Origin of the sequence: Streptomyces sp. NPDC092369 (genome assembly GCF_044755245.1) — a bacterium.
GTDB lineage: Bacteria > Actinomycetota > Actinomycetes > Streptomycetales > Streptomycetaceae > Streptomyces.
Map to the genome: position 1 here is coordinate 333,131 of NZ_JBIVQP010000008.1, position 15,127 is coordinate 348,257.

General features: G+C 72.9%; 13 protein-coding genes. 9 read left to right on the plus strand and 4 right to left on the minus strand.

Going from position 1 to position 15,127, the window contains the following annotated elements; translation table 11 throughout:
• Window positions 1–118 precede the first annotated feature (118 nt).
• Together ACIQI8_RS39450 and ACIQI8_RS39455 are read left to right on the plus strand one after the other, a co-directional pair.
• Window positions 119–700 (plus strand): helix-turn-helix domain-containing protein, encoded by a 582-nt coding sequence (locus ACIQI8_RS39450; protein ID WP_402362120.1) that lies wholly within the window; start codon window positions 119–121, stop codon window positions 698–700.
• The gene (locus ACIQI8_RS39455) at window positions 697–1,422 is read left to right on the plus strand and encodes a helical backbone metal receptor (protein WP_402362123.1); all 726 of its coding nucleotides are present in this window, start codon (window positions 697–699) and stop codon (window positions 1,420–1,422) included. The genes ACIQI8_RS39450 and ACIQI8_RS39455 overlap by 4 nt, the downstream gene beginning before the upstream one ends.
• Here the strand turns inward: ACIQI8_RS39455 and ACIQI8_RS39460 are convergent.
• Entirely contained in the window at window positions 1,349–2,506 is a 1,158-nt protein-coding gene (locus ACIQI8_RS39460) for a TDT family transporter (RefSeq protein WP_402362126.1), read from the minus strand. The genes ACIQI8_RS39455 and ACIQI8_RS39460 overlap by 74 nt on opposite strands.
• Window positions 2,507–2,588: 82 nt before the next feature.
• Between ACIQI8_RS39460 and ACIQI8_RS39465 the strand changes: the two genes are divergently transcribed.
• Window positions 2,589–3,530, plus strand: coding sequence for a LysR family transcriptional regulator (locus tag ACIQI8_RS39465; protein ID WP_402362783.1), 942 nt, complete (start codon window positions 2,589–2,591; stop codon window positions 3,528–3,530).
• A 233-nt stretch (window positions 3,531–3,763) separates the two neighbouring features.
• Here ACIQI8_RS39465 and ACIQI8_RS39470 read toward each other — a convergent pair whose 3' ends face one another.
• Both ACIQI8_RS39470 and ACIQI8_RS39475 read right to left on the minus strand, forming a co-directional pair.
• Window positions 3,764–4,453 carry a gamma-glutamyl-gamma-aminobutyrate hydrolase family protein gene (locus ACIQI8_RS39470; protein ID WP_402362129.1) on the minus strand — a complete coding sequence of 230 codons (690 nt, stop codon included), beginning with the start codon at window positions 4,451–4,453 and terminating at the stop codon, window positions 3,764–3,766.
• 40 nt (window positions 4,454–4,493) lie between these two features.
• A complete protein-coding gene (locus tag ACIQI8_RS39475) occupies window positions 4,494–5,228 on the minus strand; it encodes a FadR/GntR family transcriptional regulator (protein ID WP_402362132.1) in 735 nt (244 codons plus the stop codon).
• A 94-nt stretch (window positions 5,229–5,322) separates the two neighbouring features.
• Between ACIQI8_RS39475 and ACIQI8_RS39480 the strand changes: the two genes are divergently transcribed.
• From ACIQI8_RS39480 to ACIQI8_RS39495, 4 genes are read left to right on the plus strand one after another with little or no spacing between them, the layout of a single operon-like run.
• On the plus strand, window positions 5,323–6,687 hold the full coding sequence (locus ACIQI8_RS39480) for a glutamine synthetase family protein (protein WP_402362135.1): 1,365 nt from the start codon (window positions 5,323–5,325) through the stop codon (window positions 6,685–6,687).
• An 11-nt stretch (window positions 6,688–6,698) separates the two neighbouring features.
• The gene (locus tag ACIQI8_RS39485; protein ID WP_402362138.1) at window positions 6,699–8,072 is read left to right on the plus strand and encodes an aldehyde dehydrogenase family protein; all 1,374 of its coding nucleotides are present in this window, start codon (window positions 6,699–6,701) and stop codon (window positions 8,070–8,072) included.
• The gene (locus ACIQI8_RS39490; RefSeq protein WP_402362141.1) at window positions 8,069–8,851 is read left to right on the plus strand and encodes a 3-oxoacyl-ACP reductase; all 783 of its coding nucleotides are present in this window, start codon (window positions 8,069–8,071) and stop codon (window positions 8,849–8,851) included. Before ACIQI8_RS39485 ends, ACIQI8_RS39490 begins: the two co-directional genes overlap by 4 nt.
• A gap of 57 nt (window positions 8,852–8,908) precedes the next feature.
• Window positions 8,909–9,796 (plus strand): DUF2510 domain-containing protein, encoded by an 888-nt coding sequence (locus ACIQI8_RS39495; RefSeq protein WP_402362786.1) that lies wholly within the window; start codon window positions 8,909–8,911, stop codon window positions 9,794–9,796.
• A gap of 22 nt (window positions 9,797–9,818) precedes the next feature.
• On the opposite strand, the gene ACIQI8_RS39500 is transcribed toward ACIQI8_RS39495, so the two are convergent.
• Window positions 9,819–11,021, minus strand: a complete 1,203-nt coding sequence (locus ACIQI8_RS39500) for an amino acid deaminase/aldolase (RefSeq protein ID WP_402362144.1) — start codon at window positions 11,019–11,021, stop codon at window positions 9,819–9,821.
• Between the two features lie 2,099 nt (window positions 11,022–13,120).
• Here ACIQI8_RS39500 and ACIQI8_RS39505 point away from each other — a divergent pair.
• Together ACIQI8_RS39505 and mycP are read left to right on the plus strand one after the other, a co-directional pair.
• A complete protein-coding gene (locus tag ACIQI8_RS39505; protein WP_402362789.1) occupies window positions 13,121–13,936 on the plus strand; it encodes a hypothetical protein in 816 nt (271 codons plus the stop codon).
• A complete protein-coding gene (gene mycP, locus ACIQI8_RS39510; RefSeq protein ID WP_402362147.1) occupies window positions 13,933–15,123 on the plus strand; it encodes a type VII secretion-associated serine protease mycosin in 1,191 nt (396 codons plus the stop codon). The genes ACIQI8_RS39505 and mycP overlap by 4 nt, the downstream gene beginning before the upstream one ends.
• Window positions 15,124–15,127 lie beyond the last annotated feature (4 nt).

Below are 15,127 nucleotides of genomic sequence, written 5' to 3' on the forward strand. Positions count from 1 at the left end.
AGTGTTTACGGGTATGTGACGGGCACATGAAACAGTTTGCCGAACCTGCGTAAGGTGCAGAGAACTCGTCAGGAGTACCGCACCCGGACGCCGACGAGTGAAGGAGGGAGCCGGAGCGATGGGCGACCACAAAGACGACCACAAGGGCCAGTCCCTGCGCGTGGGCGCGGCCGTGCGGCGACGCCGCCGTGCGCTGGAGCTCACCCTCGCCGTCGTGGCCGAACGCAGCGGCCTGTCCGTCCCCTTCCTGAGCCAGATCGAGAACGATCGCGCGCGGCCCAGCACGACATCCCTGGAGAAGGTCGCCGACGCCCTGCGCACCACCGCCGTCGAACTCCTCGCCGCCGCCGACCCGGCGTGCAGCGTCGACGTCGTCCGGGCCGAAGGAGCCGCCCCGGCGGGCGAACCGCAGATGCGTTCCCTGGTGCGGGGTCACCACCAGATGCACGCCACGGAGTTCGCCGGAGACCACGACGCGGGCCGTGAACTCCACTACCGCAACGACCAGTTGATGTACGTGGCCGACGGCGCCGTGGAGATCGAGGCGGAGGGCCGCGCCTACCGGCTCGGCCGCGGCGACACGCTGTACCTGACCGGCGGGGTGCGTCACCGCTGGCGGGCGACCGTGTCGGACACGCGCGTGGTCGTCGTCGCGGTGGCCGAGCACATCGAGGCCGTCCAGGACCGGCCGCGTCAGTGACGCCCCGCGTCGTCTCCCTGGTCCCCTCGCTCACGGAGGCAGTGGCCCAGTCCGTGCCGGGCGCCCTGGTCGGGGTGACGGACTGGTGCACACACCCCGCCGACCTCGCCGTCACCCGCATCGGCGGCACCAAGAACCCGAAGGTCGAGGCGATTCTCGCGCTCCGCCCCGACCTGGTGATCGCCAACGAGGAGGAGAACCGCGCACCCGACCTCGCCGCCCTGCGCGCCGCCGGCGTCGAGGTCCTGGTGACCGAGGTGCGGACCGTGCCGCAGGCCTTCGGGGAACTCGCCCGGGTACTGACGGCATGCGGGGCCGTGTCCCGCCCCCGCTGGCTCGACGAGGCACAGTCCGCCTGGACCGCCCTCCCCGCACCGCGGACCCGCACCACGGCCGTCGTACCGATCTGGCGCCGCCCCTGGATGGTGCTGGGCCGCGACACCTTCGCCGGCGACGTCCTGACCCGACTGGGCGTGGACCACCTCTACACGGCCCACCCCGAGCGCTACCCGACCATCCCCGTAGGGGAGTTGCGGGCGGCCCGCCCGGACGTGGTCGTACTCCCCGACGAGCCCTACCGCTTCACCCCCGACGACGGCCCGGAGGCGTTCCCCGGCCTGCCCTGCGCACTCGTCAGCGGACGTCATCTCACCTGGTACGGGCCGTCGTTGGCCGAGGCGCCAGGGGTGCTGGGCGCGGCCCTGCGAGCAGTTCGCCGCTGACCAGACCGCGCGCCGTGTGCACGGCGGCGGTGCCCCAGGCGGCGACGAGAACGACGTACAGACCGACCGCCAGCCAGTCGTATACGGGCAACCCCGTGTGCCGGCCCAGTGCTTCGGCGCCCGTGACACAGGTGCCCACCGGGAAGGTGAAGGCCCACCACGTCATCGCGAACCGCATCCCGTTCCGGCGCGCCCGCACCACATGCGCGGTCGCGAGCCCGAACCAGAGCAGCGCGAACCCCATCACGGGTACGCCGTACAGCACGGCGAACACCTCGAACCCCTCGGTGTACGGGGCCGGTACGACCCCGGGCGCCACGTCCGCGAACTTGCCGACGGCGGTGGTGGACTGCCCCAGCGGGCCCAGCACCAGGAACAGCGTCGGCGTGAGGGCGAGTGGCAGCGGCCCACCGGTGATCAGCCGACCGAAAACCACCGGCAGCATCATGAGCGTGGCCAGCAGGCTGACGCCGAACATGGCGAGACAGGCCAGCAGCAAGGTCTCCCGAGCCTGTCCGGCCGGCAGATGCGGCACGAGCAGCGGACCGAGCGCGGCCGACACCATGGGCGCGACGAGCGGCAACAGCCACACGGGCGAGGCGTCGGCCGCGTCCACCTTTTGCCGTACGGCCATGAGGTACGGGACGGCGACGGCGGACGCGAGCCCGACGACCGTACCGGCGCTGAAGAGCACGGCATCGAGAACGACCGCGTTGTGCGGCCCGATCCAGTCCCGCCCGACGGTCATGGCACCGCCGCCGACGGCGAGCAGGGCCATGGCGAGACAGCCGTAGAAGGGCGCCATCGCAGGGTCGAGGAGATGGGCCCGGGCCTGGTCGGCATGGTGGGTCCAGTGCAGGGCGCGGGCGATGAGCAGGGTCAGCAGTAGGGCGAGTGAGAGGGCCCAGACGGCCGCGCAGACGCCGCGCAGGCCGGGGATGCCGAGGGGCAGGGCCGATCCCGCGGTGGCGACGATGGCGGTGCCCATGACGGATGCGTACCAGTTGGGTCCGAGGTGACGGACGGTCCTGGCGTGCGGCGGGCGTGCGGTGGCACGCGTGAGGGGGTGGGCTGCGGTGACCATGCCTCCACGGTCTCGCCGGGTGGTGGCCGGTACCAGGGAGGACAGGTCTATGGGGGCATAAGCTGAGGTTATGAGCAAGGGCATGGACGACAGGGACGAGAGGGCTGAGATCGCCGAGACGGTGAGGTCCGCCGGGCCGCTCGCGCATCGGGTGCCGGATCTCGGGGCGCTGGAGTTGCTGCTGGCGGTGGCCCGGCTCGGGAGTCTGGGCGGGGCGGCGCGCGAGATGGGGATCACGCAGCCGGCGGCCAGCAGTCGGATCCGGTCCATGGAGCGGCAGTTGGGGGTGGCGCTGGTGGACCGATCGCCGCGGGGGTCCCGTCTGACCGACACGGGGGCGCTGGTCACGGACTGGGCCCGGCGGGTGGTGGAGGCGGCGGCGGCTTTCGACGCGGGGGCGCAGGCGTTGCGGGTGCGGCGGGATTCGCGGCTGCGGGTGGCGGCGAGCATGACGATCGCGGAGTACTTGCTGCCGGGCTGGCTCCTGGCACTGCACGCGCAGCGGCCGGACACGGCGGTGTCGCTGCTCGCGGGGAACTCGACGGTGGTGGCGGAGCGGGTGCTGTCCGGGGAGGCGGACCTTGGTTTCGTGGAGGGGGTCAGTGTCCCCGCGGGACTGGACTCGGCGGTCATCGCGCACGACCACCTGATCGTGGTGACGGCGCCGGGGCATCCTTGGGCTCGGCGTCGACGGGCGTTGGAGGCGGGGGAGTTGGCGGCGACGCCGTTGATCCTCCGGGAGGAGGGGTCGGGGACGCGGCAGGTGCTGGACGCGGCGCTGGGGGGTCTGGCCCGGCCGTTGATCGAGCTGTCCTCGACGACGGCGGTGAAGGCGGCGGCGGTGAGTGGGGCGGGGCCGGCCGTGCTGAGTGAGTTGGCGGTGGGGGAGGAGTTGGGTGTGCGGAGGTTGGTGCGGGTGCCGGTCGACGGCGTCGCGTTGGCGCGTTCGCTCCGCGCGGTGTGGCCGACGGGTCACCGTCCGGTGGGGCCGGCGAGGGATCTGCTGTCCCTGACCCGAACCTGACTTTTTTCGCCCCCGCCGCCCCTACCCGTCCCATCCTGGGGCTCCGCCCCAGACCCCGCTCCTCAAACTCCCCCAGAGGGGGGACCCCCAAGGGGCTGGATTGTGCGGACCTGGGCTTGATCTTTTTAGCCTGTCCGGCGTTTGAGGACGAGGCCGTTCAGGCCGAAGCGGGGGTCTGGGGGCGGCAGCCCCCAGAAGGATGGGACGGGTAGGGGCGGCGGGGGCGAGGAAGGCTATTGCGTCGCCGCCGCGACCAGCGCTCGCATCACCCTCACGTCCTCCCCCATCTCCGGATGCCACTGAACCCCCAGAACCCACCCGGAAGCCCGCGGCAGCTCAACCGCCTCCACCGTCCCGTCCCCGGCGTACGCGCACGCCACGAGCCCCGCCCCCAACCGATCCACCGCCTGGTGATGGAAGGTCGGCACGGACGTCTCCTCCGGGACGGCAGCCGCGTACAGCGTCCCCGGAACCGGCTTCACCGAGTGCCGGCCGAAGACCCCGGGAGTCTCCGCGTGGCCGTCGATGTGCTGGACCAGCGTCCCTCCGAGAGCGACGTTCAGCACCTGCATCCCCCGGCAGATCCCCAGCAACGGCACCCGCGCCGCGAGAGCCGCGTCCGTCAATGCCAGCTCCCACGCGTCACGCAACCGCGCCGCCGGCCCCGTACGAGCGTCCCGCTCCGCGCCGTACCGCGACGGCTCCACGTCCGGGCCTCCCGCGATCACCAGGCCGTCCAGACGGGACACGGCCGCCGCCGCGTGCTCCGGCGCGTCCGGCGGGAGCATCGCCGCCAGGCCGCCCGCCTGCTGCACAAGGCGCGGGTAGCCGGCCGGCAGCAGCGCCGCCTCCAGCTCCCACACACCCCAGCGCGCGCCGGACTCCAGATACGTACTCACGCCGATCAACGGCCGTCCGGTCACGGACCCTCCCTGAATGGTGCAGTGCTTTACCTTTAAATGCCTACGCCAAGAAGCCCCTGAGCAGCGCCGCAGTGCCCCCGCAGTGCTCCCGCATCATCTCCCGCGCCCCGTCCGCGTCCCCGTCCAGCACCGCCTCCACCAGCGCGCTGTGCTGGCGCTGGGAGTGCTCCAGGTTGCGGACGAGGAGCGGGATGCAGTCGAGCAGGTCGTTCACCGTGGCCCGTACCGCCGCGTACTGCGCGGTCAGCGTCGGCGAGCCGCACAGCTCGGCGAGGGTGAGATGCAGCATGGTGTCGAGGCGGCGGTAGTCGGCCAGCGGAGCGTCGTGCGTGCGGGCCAGTGCCTCGCGCAGCCGGTCCGACTGGTCCGCCGTCAGGCCGTGGGTCGCGCACAGGCCCGCCGCCCCCACCTCCAACACCTCCCGGAAGCGCAGTACGTCCTCTATGTCGACCTCGGTGCTCCGCCGGCGCAGTTCGTCCTCGCCCCCCGCATCCGACTTCGGCAGCACGAACGTGCCGCCGTACCGCCCCCGTCGCGACTCCACGAGCCCCTGGTCCTGGAGCACCTTGAGCACCTCGCGCAGGGTCACCCGGCTGATCCCCAGCCGCTCCGCCAGTTCCCGCTCGGCCGGCAGCCGCTCGCCCCCCGGCACCAGGCCCAGCCGTACGACCTGCAGGATCTGTTCCAGCGCCTCCTCGAAACCGTTCCCCGCCCGCACCGGCCGCAGCACCGGCGTCAATCGGTCCTCCAGGTCGCCCTCCGGATCCACCGACATCCCGCCGCACCCCCTTCCCAAGCAATGGTTCTCGGCAATACCTTATGGCTTCCGGCCCGGCCGAAGAAGCGCGAAGAAGCCGAAGGAGCTTTCCGTGGCAGACCGCACACCCCCGCTCGGCGTCGAGGAGCTGCACGCCCTCGTCGCGAGCGGTGAGATCGACACCGTCGTCCTGGCCTTCCCCGACATGCAGGGCCGGCTCCAGGGCAAGCGGTTCGCCGCCCGCTTCTTCCTCGACGAGGTCCTCCACCACGGCACCGAGGGCTGCAACTACCTCCTCGCCGTCGACACCGAGATGAACACCGTCGACGGATATGCCATGTCCTCCTGGGACCGGGGTTACGGCGACTTCGCCATGCACCCCGACCTGTCCACCCTGCGCCGGGTGCCCTGGAACGCCGGCACGGCCATGCTCATCGCCGACCTCGCCTGGAACGACGGCTCCCCGGTGGTCGCCGCCCCGCGCCAGATCCTCCGCCGCCAGCTGGAGCGCCTCGCCGAGCACGGCTTCACCGCCCAGGTCGGCACGGAGCTGGAGTTCATCGTCTTCAAGGACACCTACGAGCAGGCCTGGGACGCCAACTACCGGGGGCTCACACCCGCCAATCAGTACAACATCGACTACTCGGTGCTGGGGACCGGGCGGATCGAGCCCCTGCTGCGCCGGATCCGCAATGAGATGGCCGCCGCCGGGCTGACCGTCGAGTCCGCCAAAGGTGAGTGCAACCCCGGCCAGCACGAGATCGCCTTCCGCTACGACGACGCCGTGGTCACCTGCGACCAGCACGCGATCTACAAGACCGGCACCAAGGAGATCGCCTCCCAGGAGGGCGTGTCGATCACCTTCATGGCCAAGTACAACGAGCGCGAGGGCAACTCCTGCCACATCCACCTCTCGCTCGCGGACGCGGCCGGCAACAACGCCATGGCCGGATCCGGGTCCGACGGGATGTCCGAGGTCATGCGGTACTTCCTCGCCGGTCAACTCGCCGCGCTGCGGGACTTCTCGCTGCTCTACGCGCCCAACATCAACTCCTACAAGCGGTTCCAGCCGGGTTCGTTCGCGCCGACCGCGGTCGCCTGGGGATACGACAACCGCACCTGCGCCCTGCGGGTCGTCGGCCATGGCCGCTCCATGCGGTTCGAGAACCGGCTGCCCGGCGGGGACGTCAACCCCTACCTCGCGGTGGCGGGGCTCGTCGCGGCCGGGCTGCACGGCATCGAGCAGAAGCTGGAGCTGCCCGAACCCTGCGCGGGCAACGCCTACAGCGCCGACTACGCGCACGTCCCCACCAACCTCCGCGAGGCGGCCGAACTCTGGGAGAACAGCCCGATCGCCCGCGCCGCCTTCGGCGACGAAGTCGTCGCCCACTACCGCAACATGGCCCGCGTCGAGCTGGACGCCTTCGACGCCGCGGTCACCGACTGGGAGCTGCGCCGCTCCTTCGAACGTCTGTGAGAGGTCCCGAGTTGTCCTACGAGCCTGAGCTGACGGTCCTCAACCCGGCGACGGAAGAGGTCGTCGCGACCGTCCCCGCCGCCACCGTGGCCGACGTGGACGCGGCCGTCGTCCGTGCCGCCGCGGCCCAGGCGAAGTGGGCCGCGCTCCCGCCCGCCGACCGGGCCCGCCAGTTGCGCAGGTTCGCCGACGTGGTCGACCAACACGTCGAGGAACTGGCCCGGTTGGAGGTGCGCGAGGCCGGCCACCTGCTCGGCAACGCCCGCTGGGAGGCCGGCAACGTCCGTGATCTGCTCGCCTACGCGGCCGGGGGAGTGGAGCGGCTGACCGGGCGTCAGATCCCGGTGCCCGGCGGCCTCGACGTCACCATCCTCGAACCGCTGGGTGTGGTGGGGGTCATCGCCCCCTGGAACTTCCCCCTGCCGATCGCCGCCTGGGGCACCGCACCCGCGCTCGCCGCCGGCAACGCCGTCGTCCTCAAGCCCGCCGAGACGACCCCGCTCACCGCCCTGCGGCTGGCCGAACTCGCCCTGGAGGCCGGGCTGCCCGAGGGCCTGTTCCAGGTCCTGCCCGGTCACGGCCACACCGCCGGACGGGCTCTAATCGACCACCCCGGCGTGGCGAAGATCGTGTTCACCGGCTCCACCCGCACCGGCCGCGAGGTCATGGAGCGCTGCGCCCGCCTGGTCAAGCCGGTCACCCTCGAACTCGGCGGCAAGAGCCCCAACATCGTCTTCGCCGACGCCGATCTGCGGACGGCCGTCGACCCGTTCTCCTTCCTGGACAACTCCGGTCAGGACTGCTGCGCCCGCACCCGCATCCTGGTCCAGGAGTCGGTGTACGACGAGGTCCACGAACTGCTCGCCGACGCGCTGGCGAGTGTGGTGGTGGGGGACCCGGCCGACGAGAAGACCCAGATGGGACCGCTGATCTCGCGTCAACAGCTGGACCGCGTACGGTCGTTCGTGCCCGACGACGCCCAGGGCCTGCGCGGCAGCGCTCCCGACGGGCCCGGCTTCTGGTTCGCGCCGACCGTCCTCACCGGGGAGCGGCCCGACTCCGAGGCGGCCCGCGAGGAGATCTTCGGCCCGGTCGCCGTCCTGCTGCCCTTCACCGACGAGGCCGACGCGATCCGCCTCGCCAACGACACCCCCTACGGCCTCGCCGGCTCCATCTGGACCCGCGACCTCGGCCGCGCGCTGCGTGTCTCGCAGTCCGTCCGGGCCGGCAACCTGTCCGTCAACTCCCATTCCAGCGTCCGCTACTGGACCCCCTTCGGCGGCTACAAGCAGTCCGGCATCGGCCGCGAGCTGGGCCCGGACGCCCTGACCGCCTTCACCGAGACCAAGAACGTCTTCATCAGCACGGAGGGCCCCGCACAGTGACCGAACAGACTGTCTGCCGTCGACTCGTCGGCCGTACCGCCGTCATCACCGGAGCCGGCAGCGGCATCGGCCTCGCCACCGCCCGCAGGCTCGCCTCCGAGGGTGCGAACGTCGTCTGCGGAGACGTCGACGAGGTCGGCGGCAAGGCGGCCGCCGACGCGGTCGGCGGCCTCTTCGTGAAGGTCGACGTGACCGACCCGGAGCAGGTCGAGGCCCTCTTCAAGGCGGCCTTCGACACCTACGGCAGCGTCGACATCGCCTTCAACAACGCCGGTATCTCGCCGCCCGACGACGACTCCATCCTGGAGACAGGGCTTGAGGCCTGGAAGCGCGTCCAGGAGGTCAACCTCACCTCCGTGTACCTGTGTTGCAAGGCCGCGATCCCGTACATGCGGCAGCAGGGCAGGGGTTCCATCATCAACACGGCGTCCTTCGTGGCGCGGATGGGCGCGGCGACCTCGCAGATCTCCTACACCGCCTCCAAGGGCGGCGTCCTGGCCATGTCCCGTGAACTGGGCGTGCAGTTCGCGCGGGAGGGCATCCGCGTGAACGCGCTGTGCCCGGGGCCGGTGAACACCCCGCTCCTCCAGGAGCTGTTCGCCAAGGACCCCGAGCGGGCCGCCCGCCGACTCGTCCACATCCCGGTCGGCCGGTTCGCCGAGGCCGACGAGATCGCCGCGGCCGTCGCCTTCCTGGCCAGCGACGACTCGTCCTTCGTCAACGCCACCGACTTCCTGGTGGACGGCGGCATCTCGGGCGCGTACGTCACACCCCTGTAGGAACGTCCGGCCGCCGTGTACGCCCTCCGCCACCCGTCCTAGGGTGGCGGAATGAGCATGTCGCCCCCGCCCGGCTGGTACCCCGACCCGTCGGCCCCCCACCTGCAACGCTGGTGGGACGGCACGGGCTGGACCGAGCACTGGCACGCGCCCGAGGCCCCCGTGCCGGAGCCCGGCACGGGTAACGGCCGGGCGAAGGTCGTCGCGATCACCACGGCCGGGGCCGTGCTCGTCGCGGCGATCGTCACGGGCGCGTTCTTCCTGGGCCAGGACGACGACTCGGGCGGCGCGCAGGCCCAGACCGCGCCGACCACGGTCGCATCGACACCGACGAGCGACAGCCCGACACCGTTGCCGTCCCCGTCCGCCGCCGACCCGTCCGTCGTGGAGGACCAACTCAACGGCATCACCCTCCCGTTGCCCGACGGCTGGGTCGCGCCGCAGTACGTCAGCGAGGACGACGTCGTCATGACCACACCCGGCACCTACGACTGCCCTGGCGACACGGGCCTGTGCCGGCACGGCCTGGTCATCTCCCGCACGGTGACCGCCAACGCGGAGACGTCCCCCAAGACCCTCGCCGAGCAGGACATTTCGAAGGCGGCCGACGACGCCTACGACCGCGACGAACTCGGCCGGCGCCCGTACGGCGGCCTGAAATCAAACCAGTTGGTGAAATCGGGCCAGGTCGCGGTGGCCGGACGCGCCGGTTACCTCGTGCGCTGGCGCGTGCAGACCGCCAAGGGGCCCGGCGGATATGTCGAGTCCCTCGCCTTCCCCGCGAGCGTCGGCACCGAGTCACCGGTCCTCGTCCGCTTCGTCTTCGACGCGGGCCCGGACGGGCCGCCGCTCGCCGACATGGACCGGATCACGCGGGGCATCCGGTCCGTCGACGACGCGGGCACGGGCGGCGGCGTGGGCAGCAGTATCGGCCCGACGAACTGACCCGTACCGAACGGGAGTTGCCCTACAGGAACGTGTGGCCCTCGCCGCGATACGTCGGGACGGTCGCCGTCACCGCGTCCCCCTCGACGAGATGCAGCACGTCGAACCGCTCGCACAGCTCGCCGGCCTTGGCGTGCCGGAACCACACCTTGTCGCCGAGCAGCAGATCGTCGGCGGGCGGCCCGAGCAGCGGCGTCTGGACCTCGCCGGGCCCCTCCTGGGGGTCGTAGCGCAGCCCCTCCGGCAGGTACGGCACCGGGAGCCGGTCGGCGCCGGCCGCGCCGGAGGCCGGGTAGCCGCCGCCGAGCACCGTCACGACACCGACGCCGGGCCTGCGGACGACGGGCATGGCGAACAGGGCGGCCGGACGGCCGGTGAAGGACGTGTAGTTGTCGAACAGCCGCGGGACGTACAGCCCCGAGCCGGCCGCGATCTCGGTCACCGCGTCCTCGGCGGCGGTGGACTGCACACTGCCCGTGCCACCGCCGTTGACGAACTCCAGGTCGGGCACGACGGCCCGGACCGCGCGCACCACCTCGGCACGCCGCTCGGCCAGCTCCCGGCGGGCGGTGGCCTGCATCAGCCGGACGGCCCGCGAACGCATCGGCCGGCCCGCGACGGCGTCCCCGACGCCCGCGATATGACCTTCGTACGCCATGATCCCGACGACCTTGAACCCCGGGCGCCGCGTCACCGCCCGTGCCACGTCGGCGACTTGGGCGGGGGAGTGCAGCGGTGAGCGGCGGGCGCCGACCCGCACCCGGCCGCCGAGCAGCTTCAGCGAGGTGTCCAACTCCAGGCAGACGCGGATGACTTCGCGTCCGCCGCCGCGTGCCTCGTCGATCAGGCGGAGCTGGGCCGGGTCGTCGATCATGACGGTCACGGCGGCGGCGAGCTTGGGGTCGGCGGCCAGTTCGGCGAAGCCGGCGCGGTCGGCGGAGGGGTAGGCGAGCAGGACGTCGTCGAATCCGGAGCGCGCCAGCCACAGGGATTCGGCCAGGGTGAAGGACATGATGCCCGCGAAGCCGTCCTTCGCCAGGGCGCGTTCCAGCAGGGTCCGGCAGCGTACGGACTTGCTGGCGACACGGATCGGCTTGCCGCCCGCGCGGCGGATCAGGTCGTCCGCGTTGGCGTCGAAGGCGTCCAGGTCCACGAGGGCGAGAGGGGCGTCGAGATGGGCGGTGGCCCGGTCGTAACGGGCCCTGTCGGCGGAGCGCGCAGTCATGAACGAAGCCTGCCAGACAGGTTTACCGCAGGGTAGGGGGACGTTCCGGGCAGATGCCCCGGGGGCGGCGACTGGTTCCCGCTCCGCGCGGGTCAACCCGTAGAGTGACGCGCACGCATGGCGGAACGCGCCGGGTCACCACCGCGCCGGGATGTCGGTCCTTCCGTGCGGGTATGCGTGTCCGGGACGGACTTGCCGACGCCTTGACCGGGCGTTGAGCACGACGGCGACGGGGTGCGTAAGAGTAGTCGGCCCGGGCGCGAGGAAACGGGGGGTGCATGAGCACGGAAGCGCGGCACGCCTCCACCCCTCCGCACCGCACGCCCCCCGGCACGCCGGGAGAGCCCCCACCGCCTCATGAGGACGGCACCACGCCGTCTCCGGAGAACGTGAACGGCACGGCGCCTGCGGGAGCCGGGCCCGAGTCTGGGTCCAGGTCGTCCGACAGAGCTTCGATGCCGGGGGCGGGGAGCGCGTGGAGTGCCGCGGGCGGGGCTTCGGGGAACGAGTGGGGAGCGATGGACGGGACGTCCTCGGCCACGGAGGCCGGTGGATCGCGGGGATCACGTGGGTCCGCTCCGGGTCCGTCGGCCGGCGCGGGCGGCTCCGGCGGCGTCTGGTCGCCCTGGCGGGGAAGCCGGCCCTTCGACGCCTTCGCGGAACGTCCGGGTGCCAGGAACACGGTTGCGCGGACGGCGACGGGCGACACCGGGGGCGAATCACCTGACGGCGAGCCCGACTCCGCCCGGCCTTCGCCGCGCCACCGGGCTACCAGCACCGCGCGGTCCGCCCCGGACCGCCCCACGCCCGCCCCTTCACCGACCCACCCGAACTTTCCGAACCTGCGCTCCCCGCAGGACACGGGCGCTGCCCCCCTGCCCCCACCGCAGGCCTCGGCCCGCTTCCCGGACATCCCACCGCCACCCGCCGGCGAACCCCGCCGGGACGAGACGGGCACACCGTCGCGCGGTGAGGTGAGAGATACCTCCCCGCGTGGTGCCGATGCCGGGGACGCGAGGGACACGAGGGATACGAGCGTGCCGGGTCCGTCGACGCCGGGCAGCACCGCCCGGAACGCGGGCGCCCAGGGCAGGACGGCGCCGCCGGTCCCGGCCGCACCGCCGGCCCCCGCCGCGCCGCCGCGCCCGAGTCAGCGCCCCACGCCACCGTTCCGCCTGATGTACCCCACGCCGACCGAAACCGGCCAGGAGACCACGAGGCGCCTGCGCCCGCCCTCCCCGGACCCGTCGAACGAATCGACCCCCGGCCGCAACGCGGCCACCTCCGACCAGCCCCGCCGCCCCGCCGAGCCCACGTCAGGCACGAGGCCGTCGACCACGCCACCGGCTCCGGACACCCGCCTGGATCCCCCGCCACCCCCCAGCCCTCCCGACCGTCCCGCCCCGTCGGTCCCGGGCACCCGCCCGGGCTCCCCGTCGGCCGATCCGACCCGTACCTCCGGCCCGACCGCGCCTGTGGCACGCACCACCCGCCCGGGCTCCGCGTCGGCTGACGAGGCAGGCGTCCAGTACTCGCCCCCGTCTTCCCGTCAGGGTTCCGCGCCCGCGGACTCGGGCAGCCCCCCGGCTTCGGGTGACCGTCCCCGCTCTGCGCCGGCCGATGCTGCGCGTGCCCCGTACGCGCCCCCGTCTTCCCGCCAGAGTTCCGCGCCCGCCGATTCAGGCCGTCCCCCGGCTTCGGGTGGCCGTTCCGGTTCCGGGCCGGTCGATCCCGCGCGTGCGCCGTACGTGCCTTCGCGGCCCGGTTCCGCCCGTGCCTCGGGGCCGGGCGTGCCTCCGCGACCGGACGGGCGGCCGGGTGTCGCCCCCACCCGTACTCCTGGCTCAGCCGCCCCTCCGGCCCCGGCGCCGGACTCTGCCAAGGCCCCGCTTTCGGGTCTCGGTGCCCGCCCAGGATCCGCTCCCGTCTCCGACGTTCCCGCCGCACACCCGCCACGTTCGGCATCCACCGACACCCCGCCCCCACCCGTGCCCCCCGCGCCGACGGATCCGCCGCGAGCGGACGGGTCCGTCGGGGTCGCTCCCGATCCCGCTCTGAACTGGAGTGCGCCCGTCGCGCCAGGGGCCGGTAGGCCTGTGGTGTCGTTCGGGGAGCCCGAGGGGTACGACGAGCGCGTGCGGGCCCGGCCGTTGGGGGTGCGGATACCTCCGCGGGTCGCCGCCGTCGCCGTGTGCATGGTGCTCGGGCTCGGGCTCATCGGCGGGGCGGTGACGGGGAGTTGGCTGGTCGGGGACTCGGGGGACGGGAGTACTCAGGACACCTTCAGCGCGGCCGCCGGGCTGTGGCACAGCGTGCCCGTCGACCGACTGTTCCCGACCACCGTGCAGGGGCAGGGCGCCGGGCCCGGCGGTGCCGACCGGACCTGGACCCGGATCGCCGTCGCCCCGGACAGCGGCTGTCGGAACGCCTTCGACCCGCTGCTCAAGAAGGTGCTCGCGCCCGTCGGGTGCCAGCGGCTGCTGCGCGCCACCTACACCGACGCCACCCAGAGCTTCGTCACCACCGTGGGACTGCTGTTCACCAACGCCGACGCAGTCGGCATGAAGTCCCTCGCCTCCCGCTTCCAACGCGAGGGCCTGGGACGTCGTACCGACCTGATGCCCCTCCCGTACGCCGAGAAGGGGACCGTCGCCGCGGGGTTCGGCGGCAAGCAGCGCGCCTCCTGGACCGTGTCCGTCCTCACCGACGCCCCCGTCGTCGCCTACGCCGTCTCCGGCTGGTCCGACGGCCGGACCGTCGACACCCCGCAGCCCGCCGAGGAAGCCATGAAATCCGGCGCCACCACACCCCCCGCCCAGGCCGGCCTGGGCCACGAGGCCCAGGGCCTCGCCGACCGGATCGAGCGTGCCCTGCGCAAGGACGTGAGCAGCCCCGCCTCGGAGCAGCCCTCATGACGCGCCGCACCAGGGCCGGGGCGCTGAGCGTGCTGCTCGCCGCCTCCCTCGCCCTCATACCCTCCACCGCCGCCCACGCCGACGGCATCCGTGCCCAGCAGTGGGCCCTCGACGCCCTGCACACCCAACAGGCCTGGCAGACCACCAAGGGCGAGGGCATCACCGTCGCCGTCCTCGACACCGGCGTCGAGACCGACCACCCCGACCTCGTCGGCAACGTGCTCCCGACCCAGGACATGATCGGCTTCGGCGCCAAGGAGGGCGACCGCGCCTGGGCCCGGCACGGCACCGCCATGGCGGGCATCATCGCCGGCCACGGACACGGCCCCGGCAACGGCGACGGAGTCCTCGGCATCGCCCCCGAGGCGAAGATCCTCCCCGTCCGCGTGATCCTGGAGGACGGCGACTCCGCCCGCGCCAAGGCCCGCAGCACCCGCGGCAACGCCCTCGCCGAAGGCATCCGCTGGGCCGCCGACCACGGCGCCGACGTCATCAACCTCTCCCTCGGTGACGACTCCGCCTCCGCGCACCCCGAACCGACCGAGGACGAGGCCGTCCAGTACGCGCTCAAGAAGGGCGTGACCGTCGTCGCCTCCGCCGGCAACGGCGGCGAGAAGGGCGACCACGTCTCCTACCCGGCCGCCTACCCGGGCGTCATCGCCGCGACCGCCGTCGACCGCTACGGCACCCGCGCCGCGTTCTCCACCCGCCGCTGGTACGCCACGGTCAGCGCCCCGGGCGTCAACATCGTCATCGCCGATCCCGACCACAAGTACTACGAGGGCTGGGGGACCAGCGCCGCCTCCGCCTTCGTCTCCGGAGCCGTCGCCCTCATCAAGGCGGCCCACCCGGGACTGACCCCGGCCCAGGTCAAGAAGCTCCTGGAGGACACCGCCCGCGACGCCCCGACCGGCGGCCGCGACGACTCCCGCGGCTTCGGCATGATCGACCCGGCCGCGGCCATCAAGGCGGCCGGCGCGCTCGAACCGGAGGGCCTCAAGGCCGCCTCGTACGGGGAGAAGTACTTCGGGAAGGGACCGGACGCGCCCAAGTCCGATGGCAACACCAGTAGTTGGGCGGCCCCGCTGGCCGGAGGCGCCGGCGGCCTGTTGCTCGTCGCGGGGGTTGTCGTATGGCGCGGGCGGCGACCCCGGCAGGAGGACTTCGAGGGCCGGGAGGCCTTCTAGTCTC

Coding starts and splice junctions, on each gene's coding strand:
- mycP (WP_402362147.1), top strand. CDS start 13,933: ATGACGCGCCGCACCAGGGCCGGGGCGCTGAGCGTGCTGCTCGCCGCC.
- ACIQI8_RS39465 (WP_402362783.1), top strand. CDS start 2,589: ATGGACGACAGGGACGAGAGGGCTGAGATCGCCGAGACGGTGAGGTCC.
- ACIQI8_RS39500 (WP_402362144.1), bottom strand. CDS start 11,021: ATGACTGCGCGCTCCGCCGACAGGGCCCGTTACGACCGGGCCACCGCC.
- ACIQI8_RS39450 (WP_402362120.1), top strand. CDS start 119: ATGGGCGACCACAAAGACGACCACAAGGGCCAGTCCCTGCGCGTGGGC.
- ACIQI8_RS39495 (WP_402362786.1), top strand. CDS start 8,909: ATGTCGCCCCCGCCCGGCTGGTACCCCGACCCGTCGGCCCCCCACCTG.
- ACIQI8_RS39460 (WP_402362126.1), bottom strand. CDS start 2,506: ATGGTCACCGCAGCCCACCCCCTCACGCGTGCCACCGCACGCCCGCCG.
- ACIQI8_RS39475 (WP_402362132.1), bottom strand. CDS start 5,228: ATGTCGGTGGATCCGGAGGGCGACCTGGAGGACCGATTGACGCCGGTG.